General features: G+C 72.2%; 14 protein-coding genes, 1 rRNA gene and 2 pseudogenes. 5 read left to right on the plus strand and 12 right to left on the minus strand.

The genetic code is table 11. From position 1 onward, the window contains the following. From BM536_RS21050 to BM536_RS21070, 5 genes and pseudogenes are all read right to left on the minus strand, one after another. Nucleotides 1-712: pseudogene (locus BM536_RS21050) on the minus strand (hypothetical protein); the annotation flags it as partial. 132 nt (nucleotides 713-844) lie between these two features. Continuing rightward, nucleotides 845-2,563 (minus strand): DNA repair protein RecN, encoded by a 1,719-nt coding sequence (recN, locus tag BM536_RS21055; RefSeq protein ID WP_094103328.1) that lies wholly within the window; start codon nucleotides 2,561-2,563, stop codon nucleotides 845-847. 102 nt (nucleotides 2,564-2,665) lie between these two features. Then, nucleotides 2,666-3,571: an NAD kinase gene (locus BM536_RS21060; protein WP_073498319.1), complete on the minus strand. Its 906-nt coding sequence runs from the start codon at nucleotides 3,569-3,571 to the stop codon at nucleotides 2,666-2,668. Beyond that, complete coding sequence (locus BM536_RS21065) at nucleotides 3,568-4,383, minus strand: TlyA family RNA methyltransferase (protein WP_073498317.1); 816 nt, start codon at nucleotides 4,381-4,383, stop codon at nucleotides 3,568-3,570. The genes BM536_RS21060 and BM536_RS21065 overlap by 4 nt, the downstream gene beginning before the upstream one ends. A gap of 7 nt (nucleotides 4,384-4,390) precedes the next feature. Next, nucleotides 4,391-4,663, minus strand: coding sequence for a hypothetical protein (locus BM536_RS21070; protein ID WP_073498315.1), 273 nt, complete (start codon nucleotides 4,661-4,663; stop codon nucleotides 4,391-4,393). A 42-nt stretch (nucleotides 4,664-4,705) separates the two neighbouring features. Between BM536_RS21070 and BM536_RS21075 the strand changes: the two genes are divergently transcribed. Next, nucleotides 4,706-5,053, plus strand: a complete 348-nt coding sequence (locus BM536_RS21075) for a sterol-binding protein (RefSeq protein ID WP_073498313.1) — start codon at nucleotides 4,706-4,708, stop codon at nucleotides 5,051-5,053. A gap of 198 nt (nucleotides 5,054-5,251) precedes the next feature. On the opposite strand, the gene BM536_RS21080 is transcribed toward BM536_RS21075, so the two are convergent. The 4 genes and pseudogenes from BM536_RS21080 to BM536_RS21095 form a co-directional block, all read right to left on the minus strand. After that, the gene (locus tag BM536_RS21080; protein ID WP_073498311.1) at nucleotides 5,252-6,121 is read right to left on the minus strand and encodes an ABC transporter ATP-binding protein; all 870 of its coding nucleotides are present in this window, start codon (nucleotides 6,119-6,121) and stop codon (nucleotides 5,252-5,254) included. Continuing rightward, nucleotides 6,118-7,137 (minus strand): FecCD family ABC transporter permease, encoded by a 1,020-nt coding sequence (locus BM536_RS21085; RefSeq protein ID WP_073498323.1) that lies wholly within the window; start codon nucleotides 7,135-7,137, stop codon nucleotides 6,118-6,120. The genes BM536_RS21080 and BM536_RS21085 overlap by 4 nt, the downstream gene beginning before the upstream one ends. A gap of 77 nt (nucleotides 7,138-7,214) precedes the next feature. Next, a pseudogene (locus BM536_RS21090) lies at nucleotides 7,215-8,257 on the minus strand (FecCD family ABC transporter permease). Between the two features lie 125 nt (nucleotides 8,258-8,382). Beyond that, entirely contained in the window at nucleotides 8,383-9,444 is a 1,062-nt protein-coding gene (locus BM536_RS21095; RefSeq protein WP_094103329.1) for an HAD-IIA family hydrolase, read from the minus strand. A 71-nt stretch (nucleotides 9,445-9,515) separates the two neighbouring features. Between BM536_RS21095 and BM536_RS21100 the strand changes: the two genes are divergently transcribed. After that, on the plus strand, nucleotides 9,516-10,799 hold the full coding sequence (locus tag BM536_RS21100; RefSeq protein WP_073498309.1) for a DUF1015 domain-containing protein: 1,284 nt from the start codon (nucleotides 9,516-9,518) through the stop codon (nucleotides 10,797-10,799). Nucleotides 10,800-10,896: 97 nt separating this feature from the next. Here BM536_RS21100 and BM536_RS41815 read toward each other — a convergent pair whose 3' ends face one another. Continuing rightward, the gene (locus tag BM536_RS41815; RefSeq protein ID WP_211362943.1) at nucleotides 10,897-11,646 is read right to left on the minus strand and encodes a tetratricopeptide repeat protein; all 750 of its coding nucleotides are present in this window, start codon (nucleotides 11,644-11,646) and stop codon (nucleotides 10,897-10,899) included. 510 nt (nucleotides 11,647-12,156) lie between these two features. On the opposite strand from BM536_RS41815, the gene BM536_RS44900 reads away from it, so the two are divergent. Continuing rightward, nucleotides 12,157-12,528 (plus strand): hypothetical protein, encoded by a 372-nt coding sequence (locus tag BM536_RS44900; protein WP_211362947.1) that lies wholly within the window; start codon nucleotides 12,157-12,159, stop codon nucleotides 12,526-12,528. A 119-nt stretch (nucleotides 12,529-12,647) separates the two neighbouring features. On the opposite strand, the gene rrf is transcribed toward BM536_RS44900, so the two are convergent. After that, a 5S ribosomal RNA gene (rrf, locus tag BM536_RS21110) occupies nucleotides 12,648-12,753 on the minus strand. 324 nt (nucleotides 12,754-13,077) lie between these two features. Continuing rightward, nucleotides 13,078-13,719, minus strand: coding sequence for a DNA-3-methyladenine glycosylase (locus tag BM536_RS21115; RefSeq protein ID WP_073500134.1), 642 nt, complete (start codon nucleotides 13,717-13,719; stop codon nucleotides 13,078-13,080). Nucleotides 13,720-13,874: 155 nt separating this feature from the next. Between BM536_RS21115 and BM536_RS21120 the strand changes: the two genes are divergently transcribed. Both BM536_RS21120 and BM536_RS21125 read left to right on the plus strand, forming a co-directional pair. Further along, the gene (locus BM536_RS21120; protein WP_073500132.1) at nucleotides 13,875-14,657 is read left to right on the plus strand and encodes a sporulation protein; all 783 of its coding nucleotides are present in this window, start codon (nucleotides 13,875-13,877) and stop codon (nucleotides 14,655-14,657) included. Nucleotides 14,658-14,700: 43 nt separating this feature from the next. Further along, entirely contained in the window at nucleotides 14,701-15,240 is a 540-nt protein-coding gene (locus BM536_RS21125; protein WP_073500130.1) for a YbhB/YbcL family Raf kinase inhibitor-like protein, read from the plus strand. Nucleotides 15,241-15,374 lie beyond the last annotated feature (134 nt).

The following is a 15,374-nucleotide window of genomic DNA, read 5'->3' on the forward strand; positions in this document are numbered from 1 at the left end:
CCACCACCGCGGCCGCGTGGCGCCACCAGGCCCGGGCGTCCGCTGCCCACCGCGACCGCAGCCCCCAGCAGCGCGCCCAGCGCGTGCGCCCCGGTGTCACCGAGCATCGCGCGCTCCCCCAGGTCGTCGGGGAGCACCGCCGCCGCGACCCCCGTCGCCACCGCGGCCAGCTCACCGGCGGGCCCCGCCCGCAGCAGCCCCGGCGCACCCAGCGCGAGCACGGCACCGGCGGCCCGTCCGGGCCGTACGTCCACGAGGTTGACGAAGTGCGCCGCCCCGGCGATCACGACACCCGCGAGCAGCCTGTCCAGGGGCCGCTCCTTCAGCAGCGACCCGGCCAGCAGCCCCGCCGCGCAGATCCCGCCCAGCTTGACGGTCCCGCTGGTGACCTCGCCCTGCCGCAGCGCCCCGAGGTGCGCCCGGAAGCCGCGCCGCGGATCACCGGCGCCCACGAGGTCGTCGTACGCCCCGCAGGCCCCGGCGGCGAGGACGGCCCCGGCCACGGCCGGGCGCACCCGTGCCGCCCCGAGCGCGGCCGCCAGGACGGCCGCCGGACCGGCGTACAACTCCACGGTCCGCCCGGCGAAGTTCGTCCGCTCCCAGCGTGCCGGCCCGCCGGCGCCGCCGCCCGCAGAACCGCGGCTCCCGCACGGGTGAGGCCGGCCGCCACGGCGAACGCGGCTCCCCCGCCGCCGCTCCTTCGTATGATCATCGGACCACTGTAGAAAGCCGAACCGGGGCAAGCCGAACACCCGGGAAGCCGAACCCGCGGAACTCGGACCGGGGAAGACGAAGGGCGGGACCGGCCCGTGAGCCGCCGTCCCGCCCTCTCCGCCCGGAACCGTCACGCGTCCGCGCGTGCCGTCTCCAGCAGTTCCTCCGCGTGCGCGCGGGCCGTCTCGGAGTCCTCCTGGCCCGCGAGCATCCGGGACAGCTCCCGGATCCGGTCCTCTCCCTCCAGGACCTTCACGCCGGACCGGGTCACGGACCCGTCGTTGGTCTTCTCGACCAGCAACTGCCGGTCGGCGAAGGCGGCGACCTGCGGCAGGTGCGTGACGACGACGACCTGCGCGGTCTTCGCGAGCCGCGCCAGGCGCCGCCCGATCTCCACCGCGGCCTTGCCGCCCACGCCCGCGTCGACCTCGTCGAAGAGGTACGTCGGCACCGGGTCCGTCCCCGCGAACACGACCTCGACGGCCAGCATCACGCGCGACAGCTCACCGCCGGACGCGCCCTTGGCGATGGGCCGCGGCGGCGCCCCCGGGTGCGGGGCGAGGAGCAGCTCGACCTCGTCGGCACCGGACGGCCCACAGGCGACGGTACGGCCGCCGACCTCCACGCCCAGCGGGTCCTCGTTCTGCCGGATGTCGAACGACACGCGCGCGTGCGGCATCGCCAGCGAGGCCAGCTCGGCGGTCACGGCGGCGGCGAACCGCTCGGCGGCCTCCGTCCGCGCGTCGGTCAGCGCCTGCGCGAGCCCGCTCAGCTCGGCCCGCAGGGCGTCGCGCTCGGCGGTCAGCTCGTCGATGCGCTCGTCGTCGCCGTCCAGTTCGCCGAGCCGCGCGGCGCCGCGTTCGGCCCACTCGAGGACCGCGTCGACGTCCTGGCCGTACTTCCGGGTCAGCCCGGTCAGCGCGGCCCTGCGCTCCTCGACGGCCGCCAGCCGCAGCGGATCGGCGTCGAGGTCGTCGGCGTACCCCGCCAGCTCACCCGCCACATCGCCCAGCAGGATCCCGATCTCCCCGATCCGGTCGGCGAGCGCGGCCAGCGCCGGATCGTGCGACCGCACGGCCTCAAGGGCCCGCTGGGCGCCCGCGACGAGCGTGGCGGCGTCGATGCCCTCGGGGTCCTCGGGGTTGCCCGCCAGGGCTCCGTGGGCGGCCGTGGCGGCCGAGGACAGCGCCTCCGCGTGCCCGAGCCGCTCCGCCTCCTCCGCCAGCTCCGTGTCCTCGCCCGCGCGCGGCTCGACACCGGCGATCTCGTCGAGGCCGTAGCGCAGCATGTCGGCCTCCTGGGCCCGCTCACGCGCGCGCGTGGTGATCTCCTCGAGCCGGCCGGAGACGGTCCGCAGCCGCCGGTAGGCCTCGGTGTACTTGGCGAGCGGCGCGGCGACCGCGTCGCCCGCGTACCGGTCGAGGGCCTGCCGCTGCCGGGACAGCTTGAGCAGCCCCTGCTGGTCGGTCTGTCCGTGCACGGCCACCAGCTCGTCCGCGAGTTCGGCCAGCACCCCGACGGGCACACCCCGCCCGCCGACATGCGCCCGCGACCGCCCTTCGGCGGACACGGTACGACTGATCAGCAGCGCCCCCTCGTCGAGTTCGGCCCCGGCCTCCTCGGCCCGTACGGCCACCGAGCTGCCCGCGGGCACCGTGATCCGCCCCTCCACGACCGCCTTGTCGGCGCCGAGCCGCACGAGCGCGGCGTCGGCGCGCCCGCCCAGCAGCAGCCCGAGGCTGGTGACCACCATGGTCTTGCCCGCGCCCGTCTCACCCGTGACCGCGGTGAAGCCTGGCGACAGCTCGACGACAGCGTCGTCGATGACTCCGAGCGACCGTATCCGCATCTCCTCCAACACGGACACGACCTTACGAGGTCGGGGGGAGGAAGTGCGAGGCACCCCGTCAACCGGACGAGCGGACCTTCCTCCCCGACACCGTACGTACGGTCAGTGCCGGGCCCCGCGCCACCCCGAGACGGGCAGCGCGAACTTGGCCACCAGCCGGTCGGTGAAGGACGCGTGGTGCAGACGGGCCAGCCGCACGGGCACGGCACCGCGCCGCACCTCGACCCGGGCCCCCGGCGGCAGATCGAAGGTCCGCCGGCCGTCGCACCACAGGACCCCCGGCGGAATGTGCGGCAGCAGCTCCACCGCGAGCACCGAGTTCGGCGAGGTCACCAGCGGCTTGGCGAACAGGGCGTGCGCGCTGATCGGCACCATGAGCAACGCCTCGACCTCGGGCCACACCACGGGCCCGCCCGCGGAGAAGGCGTAGGCGGTGGACCCGGTCGGCGTCGACAGCACGATCCCGTCGCAGCCGAAGCCGGTGACCGGCCGCCCGTCGATCTCCAGCACCACCTCGAGCAGCTTCTCCGCGCCGGCCTTCTGCACGGCCGCCTCGTTCAGTGCCCAGTCGGTGTGCACGATGTCCCCGTTGCGGTGCACGACGACGTCGACGGTCATCCGCTCCTCGACCTCGTACGACTTGGTCACCACCCGGTCGACCACCTTGTCGAGGTCGTCCCGCTCGGCCTCCGCGAGGAAGCCGACGCTGCCGAGGTTCACCCCGAGCATCGGCACCCCGGACGCCCGCGCGAACTCCGCGCCCCGCAGCAGGGTCCCGTCACCGCCGAGGACGATGAGCAGCTCACAGCCCTCCAGGCACTGCGGGGTGGCCTCGCAGACCAGCTCCACCTCGTCGGGCAGGGGCAGGTCGGCGGCCTCGTACTCCAGGACGCGCACCCCGATGCCCTCGCGCAGCAGCCCCTTCACCACCAGCTCCGCACTGCGGATCGCGGCGGGGCGCCCGGTGTGGGCCAGGAGGAAAACAGTACGAGCTCGGTTCTGTGTCAACGCGGCCCCTCCGCCACTGCACGGTCAACATCGGCCGGGTTCAGGGCAGGCGCCCCGGCCCGGAGCCACAGGAAGTACTCGACGTTGCCCGAGGGTCCGGGCAGCGGACTGGCGGTGACCCCGTTCACACCGAGTCCCAGGTCCCACGCCTTGTGGGCCACGCCCCGCACCGCCTCGGCCCGCAGCTGCGGGCTGCGCACGACGCCCCCGCTGCCCAGCCGTTCCTTACCCACCTCGAACTGCGGCTTCACCATCATCACCAGGTCCGCGTCCGGCTTGGTGCACCGTGCCAGGGCCGGCAGCACCAGCCCGAGCGGGATGAAGGACAAGTCCCCCACGACTAGATCCACTGGCTCCCCATCGATCGCTTCGAGCGTCAACTCGCGTACGTTCGTACGGTCCTTGACGGTGACGCGTTCATCGCTTCGGAGAGACCAGGCGAGTTGCCCGTAGCCGACGTCGACCGCGACCACGTGCGCGGCCCCCGCCCGCAGCAGCACATCGGTGAAACCGCCGGTGGACGCGCCGGCGTCCAGCGCCCGCCGTCCCTCGACGAGGAGCCCGCGCGGCACGAACGCCTCCAGGGCACCGGCGAGTTTGTGTCCGCCGCGCGACACGTAGTCGGGATCGCTGTCGTCGGTGGAGACGACGATCGCCGCCGCCGTCTCCACCTGTGTGGCGGGCTTGGTGGCGACGGTCTTCCCGACCGAGACCCGCCCCGCGGCGATCAGCTGACCGGCGTGCTCGCGCGAGCGCGCGAGCTTCCGGCGCACCAGCTCCGCGTCCAGACGACGACGTGCGACTCCTGCCACGTTCGGTTCAGCTCCTAGTGCCATACGTCGAGGGGGGCACCGGAGGTCCCGGGCGGGCGTCGAGCGCGGTGAGCGCGTCGCGCAGCCCCCGGTGTACATCCTCGTACACCTCGAGGTGTCCGTCCGTGGCGAGGTGGTCGGCGTCGGCCAGCCGGTCCAGGTGGGCGTCCACCTCCGCGTCGCCGGTGGGCGTGCGGGGCACCTGGAGCGGGGCGGGAGCGGAGGGGTCGTGCTCCTGCTCCCGGGGCGCGGCCGCCGGCTCCGGAACTGTGTCGCTCATGCCCCGACGCTACCCCGAACCGCTGCGGTACCGTCGAGCGCGATGGCCACGATCGAGGAGTGCCGCGCCGCACTCGAGAAGCTCTCGGAGAACATGGGCAGCGCCGAGGGGGACGTCCGGGCTGCCGCCACCCTGGACCGCTCGGTGAGCTGCTGGATCACCGACCTGGACGTCACGTTCGTCGGCCGGATGGCGGGCGGCCGGATCGTGGTGCGGGACACCTTGCAGGGTCCTCCTCGCGAGCGCGCCGGGATCAGGCTGCGGATGACCGGCGACGACCTGGTCGCGCTGGTCGACGGTGAGCTGAACTTCGCGAAGGCGTGGGGTTCGGGGCGGGTGCGGCTGGAGGCAGGCCTCAGGGACCTGCTCCAGCTCAGAAAACTCCTCTGACCGTCAGGCAGTTCCCGCGACCGTCAGGCAGTTCCCGCGACCGCCAGGCAGTTACGGCCACCGTCGGGCAGTTCCCGCGACCGCCAGGCAGTTACGGCGACCGTCAGGCAGTTCCCGCGACCGCGAGACGGTGCCCGCGGCCGTCGGACGTTTCCGCAGCCGCCAGGAGGCTTCCGCGGCCCTCGGCTTCCGCTACCGTCAGGACGCTTCCGTGACCGGCACGCGCGCGCGTGTCTTCCGCGCGGCCGGAACCACCAGCGGCGTGCCCGTCTCCGGGTCGTCGATGACCTGGCAGCGCAGTCCGAACACCTCCTCGACCAGACCGGCCGTGACGACGTCCTCCGGTGCGCCCTGGGCGATGACCGTGCCCTCCTTCAGCGCGATGAGGTGGGTGGCGTACCGGGCGGCGTGGTTGAGGTCGTGCAGGACGGCGACCAAAGTGCGGCCCTGCTCCTCGTGCAGTTCGGCGCACAGGTCGAGGACGTCGATCTGGTGCTGGATGTCGAGGTAGGTGGTCGGCTCGTCGAGCAGGAGCAGCGGGGTCTGCTGGGCGAGGGCCATGGCGATCCACACGCGCTGGCGCTGCCCGCCGGACAGCTCGTCGACGTACCGGTCGGCGAGTTCGGCGACCCCGGTCCGCGCCATGGACTCCTGGACGACCCGCTCGTCGTCGGTCGACCACTGACGCAGGATGCCCTGGTGCGGGTAGCGGCCGCGGCCCACCAGGTCGGCGACTGTGATGCCGTCGGGCGCGATCGAGGACTGCGGCAGCAGGCCCAGCGTGCGGGCGACCTTCTTCGCGGGCATCGACTGGATGACCTGCCCGTCGAGCAGCACCCGGCCCTCGCTCGGCTTCAGCATCCGCGACAGCGCCCGCAGGAGCGTCGACTTGCCGCAGGCGTTGGGGCCGACGATCACGGTGAACGAGTTGTCGGGAATCTCCACCGACAGCTGTTCGGCGATGACCCGCTGGTCGTAGGCGAGGGTGACGTTCTCGGCGGACAGGCGGTTCACGGTGCTCCTTTGGTTGTTCAGCCCGCGGCTGACACGGGGGGTGGCGCTGCTCATATCCGGCCCGCCTTGCGCTCGGTGACCAGCAGCCACAGCAGGTAGACACCGCCGAGCACGCCGGTGACCACGCCCACGGGCAGTTGTCCGTCACCGAACAGCCGCTGCGCGGCCCAGTCGGCGGTGACCAGGAGGGCGGCGCCCATGAACAGGGCGGGCACGAGGTTCGGTCCGGGTGAGCGGGTCAGGCGCCGGGCGAGCTGCGGAGCGGTGAGCGCCACGAAGGCCACGGGTCCCGCGGCGGCGGTGGCGGAGGCGGTGAGCAGCACGGCGCACACCATGAGCAGCAGCCGTACGCGCTCCACCCGCACCCCGAGGGCGTTGGAGACGTCGTCGCCCATCTCCATCATCCGCAGCCCGCGCGCGTTGGCGAGGACGAGCGGGACGAGCACACAGCACAGGACGAGCAGCGGCCAGACCTGCTTCCAGTCCCGGCCGTCGAGCGAACCGGTCATCCACACGACCGCGCGGGCCGCGTCGACGAGGTCGGCCTTGGTGATCAGATAGCCGTTGACCGCGGTCGCGATCGCCGACACGCCGATACCGACGAGGACCAGCCGGTAGCCGTGCACCCCCCGCTTCCAGGCGAGCAGGTAGATGGCGGCGCCGGTGACCAGCCCGCCGATGAGCGCTCCGACGGCGACCTGGTTGGCGGAGCCGGACATCAGCACGATCACCACGAGCGCGCCGGCCGTGGCTCCCTGACCGAGCCCGAGGATGTCCGGACTGCCCAGCGGGTTGCGCGAGACGGCCTGGAACACCGCCCCGCCCAGCCCCAGCGCGGCGCCGACCAGCAGCCCCACGACGACCCTCGGCAGCCGCAGGTCGTTGACGATGAACTCCTGGCCCTCGGTGCCCCTGCCCACGAGCGTCTTCAGTACGTCGCCGGTGGAGATCGGGAAGTCGCCGGTGCCGATCAGCACCACGCTCGCGGCGCACGCGGCCAGCGCCAGCACGACCACGACGACCAGGGAACGCGGGTCCACCCGGAGGGACAGCCCGCCGGGGGTGCGCAGGGCACGGCGGGGTCCACCGGTGCGGGTGGCGCCAGGCGCGGTCCGCGTGGGCTCCGGCGCTGACTTGGATGCGGTCTTCACAGCTGGGCCGTCCTCCGCCGTCGTACGAGAAAGATGAAGACCGGGCCACCGATGATCGCGGTGATGATCCCGACCTGGACCTCCGAGGGGCGGGCGATGACCCGGCCGAGCACGTCGGAGCCCAGCAGCAGAACGGGCGACAGGATCGCCGCGTACGGCATGATCCAGCGCAGGTCGGCCCGGTGAAGGAGCGGACTACGTGCGGGACCATCAGCCCGACGAACACGATCGGCCCGCAGGCGGCGGTCGCGGCCCCGGACAGCACGGTGGCGGCGAGCATGGACAGCGCCCGGGTGCGGTTGAGGTGCGCGCCGAGGGACTTGGCGGTGTCGTCGCCCATGGCCATGGCGTTCAGCGGCCGGGCGAGGGCGAACGCGAGCAGGGTGCCGGCCGCGAGGAAGGGCAGCACCTGCCAGATCATGTCCTCGGTCGCCGAGGTCAGCGAGCCGACCGTCCAGAAGCGCATCCGGGCGAGCGCCGCCTTGTCCATGATCATCACGGCTTGGACGTAGCCGAAGAGCGCGGCGCTGAGCGCGGTACCGGCGAGCGCGAGCCGCACCGGCGTGGCCCCCCGGCTGCCGCCCAGGAACCAGACCAGCGCGCCGACGGTCGCGGCGCCGAAGAACGCGAACCACACATATCCGCTGAGGCTGGTCACGCCGAAGAAGGTGATGGCGGTTACCACGGCGGCCGAGGCGCCCGCGTTGATGCCGAGCAGTCCGGGGTCGGCGAGCGGATTGCGGGTCAGGGCCTGGAGCACGGTTCCGGAGAGCCCCAGTGCGGCGCCGACCAGCAGTCCGAGCACGGTCCGCGACACCCGCTCCCCGACGACGACATCGCCGTACGTCCCGGTGTCCTGGAACAGCCCGTGCCACACCTGGTCGAGGGACAGCTCCTTGGCGCCGATGGCGATGCTCGCCACCGCCACCAGCAGCATCATCGCGAGGGAGACGAGCAACCCAAGGGAGCGTATCGCCCGGCGGGTTGGGGGCGCGGGGGCGGTCTCCGCGCGCTGTTCGGGAACACTGTCGACCAACACGTGGTTAGGTTAGCCTACCCTCCTGCTCTGTCTGGTGTCTTGGGCACGGCTACGCGACGACTGTCACGGGCTGTTGGGCGCGCCACCGCACCCCACACGTCGCGGCAGCGGGCCACGCGGCGGACTCACCACCCCAGCCGAGCCAGCGCCTTCCCCGCGTCCAGCTCGCACGACCCCTCGCCCGCGGCGGTCCAGGCCGCCGCGCACAGCGCCCGCAGCCCGTCCGGGACGGCGCCGTCACCGTCGAGTTCGAGCCGCCCGCCCGCTCGACCGCGCTCGCCCGGGGCGACCCCCGCGCCCGCCGACGCCGTCCATCCCCCGCACCGGAAGCCGCTCCCCTCCGCCACCACCTCCGGCTGCCCCGTCAGCAGGCCGCGCAGATCGGCGTCGACGTACGTCGGCCGGTGCTGCGGCGGCGCCGCGAGGAGCAGCGCGGCGTCGGTCACCCCGGTCAGGACGAGCAGCGAGTCCACCCCGCCGTTGAACGCGCCCTCGATGTCGGTGTCCAGCCGGTCCCCGACCACCAACGGCCGCTCGGCGCCCGTCCGCAGGATCGTCTCCCGGTGCATGGGGGGCAGCGGCTTGCCCGCGACCTGCGGCTCCGCACCGGTCGCGATCCGTACGACCTGCACCGCGGCACCGTTCCCCGGCGCGATCCCCCGCCCACTCGGAATCGTCAGGTCGGTGTTGGACGCGAACCACGGAACCCCGCGCGCGACGGCGTACGACGCCTCGGCGAACCTTCCCCAGGGCAGGTCGGGTCCGCCGTACCCCTGCACCACGGCCGCCGGATCGTCGTCCGCCGACTCGACGGGCTCGAGCCCGCGCTCGCGCAGCGCGACCCGCAGCCCCTCCCCACCGATCACCAGGACCCGCGCACCCTCCGGCACCTGCTCACTGATCAGCCGGGCGACCGCCTGGGCCGAGGTGATGACGTCGTCCGCCCCGGTCGGTATGCCCAGCTCGGTGAGGTGCTCCGCGACGGCGTCGGGCGTGCGCAGCGCGTTGTTGGTGACGTACGCCAGCCGCATCCCGCCCTCGCGCGCGGTCGCCAGCGACTCGACCGCGTGCACGATCGCGTGCCCTCCCGCGTACACCACCCCGTCCAGGTCGAGCAGCGCCGTGTCGTACGCCTCGCTCAGGGCCTGCCCACTGCCCTCGGGCCTCGTCCTGACGCTCCGGCTCATTCCACATCGCTCCTCGTTCGATCGCTTTCCCCGATCATCCCGCATGCCACTGACACACGTACGATGCCGGGATGAACTCAGCAGGTCACTCGGAAGCGACGGCGCCCCGAGGCCTGGAACTCACCCCGTTCCGAGGCCTGCGCTACGACCCCGACCGGGTCGGAAGTCTCGCCGCCGTCACCTCCCCGCCGTACGACGTCGTGGTCCGCCCCGACGGCCTGCACCACCTCCAGGACGCGGATCCGTACAACATCGTCCGGCTGATCCTCCCTCAGGCGACCACGCCGAGCGCCCGCAACGAACAGGCCGCCGACACCCTTGGCCGCTGGCTCGCCGAGGGCGTCCTCACGACCGACCCCGTACCGGCCCTGTACGTCTACGAGCAGCGGCACGCCGACGGCATGCTCCAGCGGGGCCTCATCGGCACCCTGCGGGTCTCCGGGCCCTCGGCCGGCGTCGTCCTCCCCCACGAGGACGTGATGCCGCACATCGTCGCCGACCGCGCGGCCCTCATGCGCGCCACCCGGGCCAACCTCGAACCCCTCCTCCTGACCTACCGCGGCAACGGTACGGCGGCGGAGGTCGTCGAGCGCACCGCCGGCCAGGACCCGCTCCTGTCGACGACCACGGAGGACGGGTTCAGCCACCGCCTCTGGGCGATCACCGAACCCGCCGAGGTGGCCCGCGTCCAGACCGACCTGGCCCGCCACCAGGCCCTCATCGCCGACGGCCACCACCGCTGGGCGACGTACCTGCGTCTACGCGCGGAGCACGGCTCCCCCAGCCCCTGGGACGACGGCCTGGTCCTCCTGGTCGACACCGCCCGTTACCCCCTGCGCGTCCGCGCCATCCACCGCCTCCTGCACGGCCTCCCCGTCACCGAGGCCCTGGCCGCGGTGGATGGCCTGTTCCGCGTCCGGCGTCTCGACGTGCCCCTGCCCCGGGCACTCGACGCCCTCGCGGACGCGACCGCCGAGGGCAACGCCTTCCTGCTGGCCGGCGACGGCGCCTTCCACCTCCTGGACCGCCCGGACCTGGCCCTCCTCGAACGTACGGTCCCCACCGACCGCCCGCAGGCCTGGCGCACCCTGGACGCGACCGTCCTGCACGCCACGCTCCTGGCGCAGGTCTGGCACGTCCCCGAGGACGACCCCACCCGCATCGCCTACATCCACGACACGGCCGCCACGGTCGAGAAGGCCGAACGCGACGCCGGTACGGCCGTGCTGCTGCACCCGGTCCGCGAGGAGGTCGTCCGCGACCTCGCCCGCCAGGGCGTCACCATGCCCCGCAAGTCGACGTCCTTCGGCCCGAAACCGGCCTCGGGCCTGGTCCTGCGCGCACTGGACCTGTGACCCGGAAACCCGACCGGGAGAACGAGAAGGGGCTCGGCCCCGGTATGACACCGGAGCCGAGCCCCTCTTTCCTCACCTAAGCACGCGTGTAGGCACGTCAGTCCTGGTCGTCGTCCTTGCCCTCGACCGGCTGCCCACCCTCGGCGACGACATCCTCGTCGCCGTCCTCGGTCAGCGCGTCCACGAACTCCACGCCGTCCATCTCGGCCAGCCGGTCCGAGGCGTCGGTGGTGCTGTCACGGTCGGCCTCCACGGCCTTCGCGAACCACTCCCGCGCCTCGCCCCTGCGGCCGGCGGCGAGGAGCGCGTCGGCGTAGGCGTACCGCAGTCGCGCGGTCCACGGCTGCACCGAGTTCGACGCCAGCTCGGGGCTCTGGAGCGTCACGATGGCCGCGTCCAGCTGATCCATGTCCCGCCGGGCGCCGGCCGCGACGAGCCGCATCTCCACCTGCCCGGCCTTGTCGAGCTTGTGCACCTCGGGCGCACCGGCCATCTCCAGGGCCTTCTCCGGTCGCCCGAGCCCGCGCTCGCAGTCGGCCATGACGGGCCACAGTTCCACGGACCCGGTCATCCTCCGGGCGGCACGGAACTCGGCCAGCGCCTCGCTGTACTTCTGCGTGGCGTACGCCGCGAACCCGGCCGCCTCCCGTACGGCGGCGACGCGCGAGGCCAGCCGCAGCGCCACCTTCGAGTACGCGTAGGCGTTCTCGGGCTCCTCGTCGATGAGCCGCGCGACCATCACCAGGTTCTTGGCGACGTCCTCCGCGAGCCCCTTGGGCAGGCTCTGCAGCTCCTGCCGCACGTCCTTGTCGATCTCGTCGCCGGTGACGTCCTCGGGGATCGGCAGCCGCTTGATCGGCTCCCGGTCACGGTCCCGGTCGTCACGGAACCGGCCGCCGCCGGCGCCACCGCCACGCCGGTCGTCCCGACGGTCGTCCCGCCCGCCGCGGTCGTCACGGCCTCGGAAGCCACCGGGCCTACCGCCACGGTCGTCACGCCCCTGGAAGCCACCGGGCCGACCACCACGGTCGTCGCGGCCCCGGAACCCGCCGCGATCGCCGCCGCGGTCTCCACCACGCTCGCCACCACGACTGTCGTCACGGCGGACGAAGCCACCGCGGTCGCCGCGGTCGTCGCTTCGACGGTCCGTAGGGCGGTCGTCACGGCGGTCGTCGCGGCGGAACGCGGGACGCTCACCACGGTCGTCACGCCGGAACGGCGGCCGCTCACTCCGGTCATCACGCCGGAACGGCGGCCGCTCACCACGGTCGTCCCGACGCGGCCCACGGTCGCGGTCGTCACGCTGGAACGCCGGACGAGAACCCCGGTCACCCTCACGACGATCGTCACGTCGGCCGTGACCACCGCGGTCACGATCACCCTGACCGGCGCCACGGTTGTCATCACGACGGCCGGCAGTGGGGCGGTCGCCGCGGCTGTCGTCGCGACGGAAGCCGCCACGATCACCACGGTCGTCGCCGCGACGGTCGTCCCGGCGGTCGTCACGCCGTGCGTAACCCCCACCGCCGCCGGCACCTCCGGTTCCGCCACCACGATGGTCGTCGCGCCGGCCGGCAGCGGGACGATCGTTGTCACGACGGAAGCCGCCACGGTCACCGCGGTCGCTGCGGAAGCCTCCGCGCTCGCCACGGTCTCCGCGGTCCCCACTGTCCCGTCGCCGCTGGTCGCGCTCCGGTCGATCGTCGGGAGAGTTGGTGGACATGGGTGACTCCTGTCTTCGGTACCGCAAGTCATTCTCACGCAGCCGGGTACCCGGCGCTTCCTGGAAAAACAAAAGGACCCTTGGTCCCCAGCGTGAACGCTGGGGCAAGGGTCCTTCCAAAGATTGTTCGGCGGCGTCCTACTCTCCCACAGGGTCCCCCCTGCAGTACCATCGGCGCTGTAAGGCTTAGCTTCCGGGTTCGGAACGGACGCTTCCTTTGTACTCACCCGAGAGACTCTCTCAGGCTTTCCTCCGGGCGCTTCCCTTCGGTCTTGCGTTTCCGACTCTATCAGACCGTTTCCGGTCCGAATTCCCTGTCGGCGGGAATTGCCTTGGGCTTTTGGCTTTCGCCTGTCGGCCTTTCGACATTCACTACGTTAGCCGAATCCCTCGCCAGCTCATAATCGAGCTTCGCCGAGTTCGACATGCGGACACGTCGAATTCGACCCCCGCTGAGGGGCGTTGTAGGTAGTGGGTTGGCCGCTTCCGGCTGCAGGCGAATGCCGTACCCGGTTCAAGCGGCTCGGACTACGTTACGCCGATGCCCAAGGGGAGTCAACTTCGGCGGCGACGGGGTGCATGAGCCCGATACGGGCTCACTGTCGGGGCGTCAGCGATCCAGTACCGCCAGGGGTGGACGGCTCCGTCACCGGAGACACCGGTGCGAGGACCGTTGCGTACCTGGTCGGCGGGGACCGGGGTGCCCGTGAGGACGCGGACGGGGGTGTCGCCGGCGGCGCACGCGTCCGTGCCGTCGAGGGCCCGGTCGACGTCCAGGGCCGTGGCCAGGCGGGCGGGGCCTTTGGCCAGTTCCCTGTCGTCACGGGCCGAGAGTCGACGTTTGCGGGCCTGCTCGGCGCCCTCGATCACCTCGCCGGCGCGGAGGAGGACACCGCTCGCCTCGCCCTCCGGGCCACAGACGAGGTTCATGCAGTGCCACATGCCGTAGGTGAAGTAGACGTACACATGTCCCGCCGGGCCGAACATCACGCCGTTGCGGGCCGTGCGGCCGCGGAAGGCGTGGGAGCCCGGGTCGTTCGGGCCGTCGTAGGCCTCGACCTCGGTGAGGCGCAGGGTGATCGGACCGTCCGGGGTGGTGCGCACGACGAGGCGGCCGAGGAGATCAGGGGCGACCTCCAGGACGGGGCGCTCGAAGAAGGTCCTGGACAGGGGCGTACGGTCGGGGGTCGCGATCATGCGCTCCGAGCGTAGTGGAGACGGTCGGTGCGCCGGGGTGGCCGGCCCCCACTCGGCTTGTCTGGGTGGAGCGCGGAACCGGCCCCGGCCGGATTGCGTTGGTAGGGATCAGGGATCCCGTCGTGAAGGTCCGTAAAGGTCGTAGAGGGAGAGTCATGGCGTTCAAGAAGCTGCTCGCGAGTCTCGGAGCCGGTGGGGCCTCGGTCGAGACGGTGCTGACCGAGGTCAACGTCGTTCCGGGTGGCGTGGTGCAGGGAGAGGTGCGGATCCAGGGCGGGTCCGTCAACCAGCAGATCGAGGGGCTGTCGGTCGGGCTTCAGGCCAAGGTCGAGGTGGAGAACGGCGACCAGGAGTACAAGCAGGACATCGAGTTCACCAAGCAGCGTCTGGGCGGGGCCTTCGAACTCCAGGCGAACGCGGTGCACGCCGTGCCGTTCGGGCTGGAGATCCCGTGGGAGACGCCGATCACGATGATCGACGGACAGGCCCTGCGCGGGATGAACATCGGGGTGACCACCGAGCTGGAGATCGCTCGGGCCGTGGACTCCGGTGACCTGGACCCGGTGAACGTGCACCCGCTCCCCGCGCAGAAGGCGATCCTGGACGCCTTCCTCCAGCTCGGCTTCCGCTTCAAGAACGCGGACCTCGAGCGCGGTCACATCCGGGGTACGCGGCAGAAGCTGCCGTTCTACCAGGAGATCGAGTTCTTCCCGCCGGCGCAGTACCGCGGTCTGAACCAGGTCGAGCTGAGCTTCGTGGCCGATGAGCAGGCGATGGACGTCGTGCTGGAGATGGACAAGAAGCCGGGTCTGTTCAGCGAGAGCAGCGACACCTTCCGCTCGTTCAAGGTGGGGCTGAACGACTTCCAGGGGACCGACTGGACGGCGTACCTGAACCAGTGGCTGTCCGAGGTCGGCAGCAAGCGCAACTGGTTCTAGGCTCGGAGCCACTGATTCCCCAACCGATTCGGGAGGTACCGAGGTGACCGAGTTCCAGCGGCGGCCGCTCCCCCACGACTTCCACCCGCCCGTGCCGTCGTTCACGGTGACGAGCGAGGACGTCGAGGAGGGCGCGACGCTCAAGGGCGACCAGGTCCAGGCGGACGGGAACACCTCGCCGCACCTGCGGTGGGAGGGTTTTCCGCCGGAGACCAAGAGCTTCGCGGTGACCTGCTACGACCCGGACGCCCCCACGGGCAGCGGGTTCTGGCACTGGGTGCTGTTCGACATCCCCGCCTCGGTGACCGAGCTTCCCGCGGGTGCGGGCGGCGGCAAGTTCGAAGGCCTGCCCGAAGGCGCCGTACACGCGCGCAACGACTACGGGACCAAGGACTTCGGCGGGGCCGCGCCGCCGCCCGGGGACGGCCCGCACCGGTACGTCTTCACGGTGTACGCGGTGGACCAGGAGAGACTCGGTCCGGATGCCGATGCCTCTCCGGCCGTCGTCGGGTTCAATCTGCGGTTCCACACGATCGCGCGAGCCCAGCTGATCGGTGAGTACGAGAACCCCGCGGCGAGCTGAGGCGCCGCCCGGCTGAGTCAGCTCATCGTTCATTCAACGTTTGCCCGTCCCTGGTCTTGGAAGTGATCAGGGGCGGGCATTTTGTTGCCGGGGGCGCGTGGGAGTCCCCCGCTCGGGAGGCAGCAGATATTGCG

The organism is Streptomyces phaeoluteigriseus (genome assembly GCF_001896135.2).
Lineage (GTDB): Bacteria > Actinomycetota > Actinomycetes > Streptomycetales > Streptomycetaceae > Streptomyces > Streptomyces phaeoluteigriseus.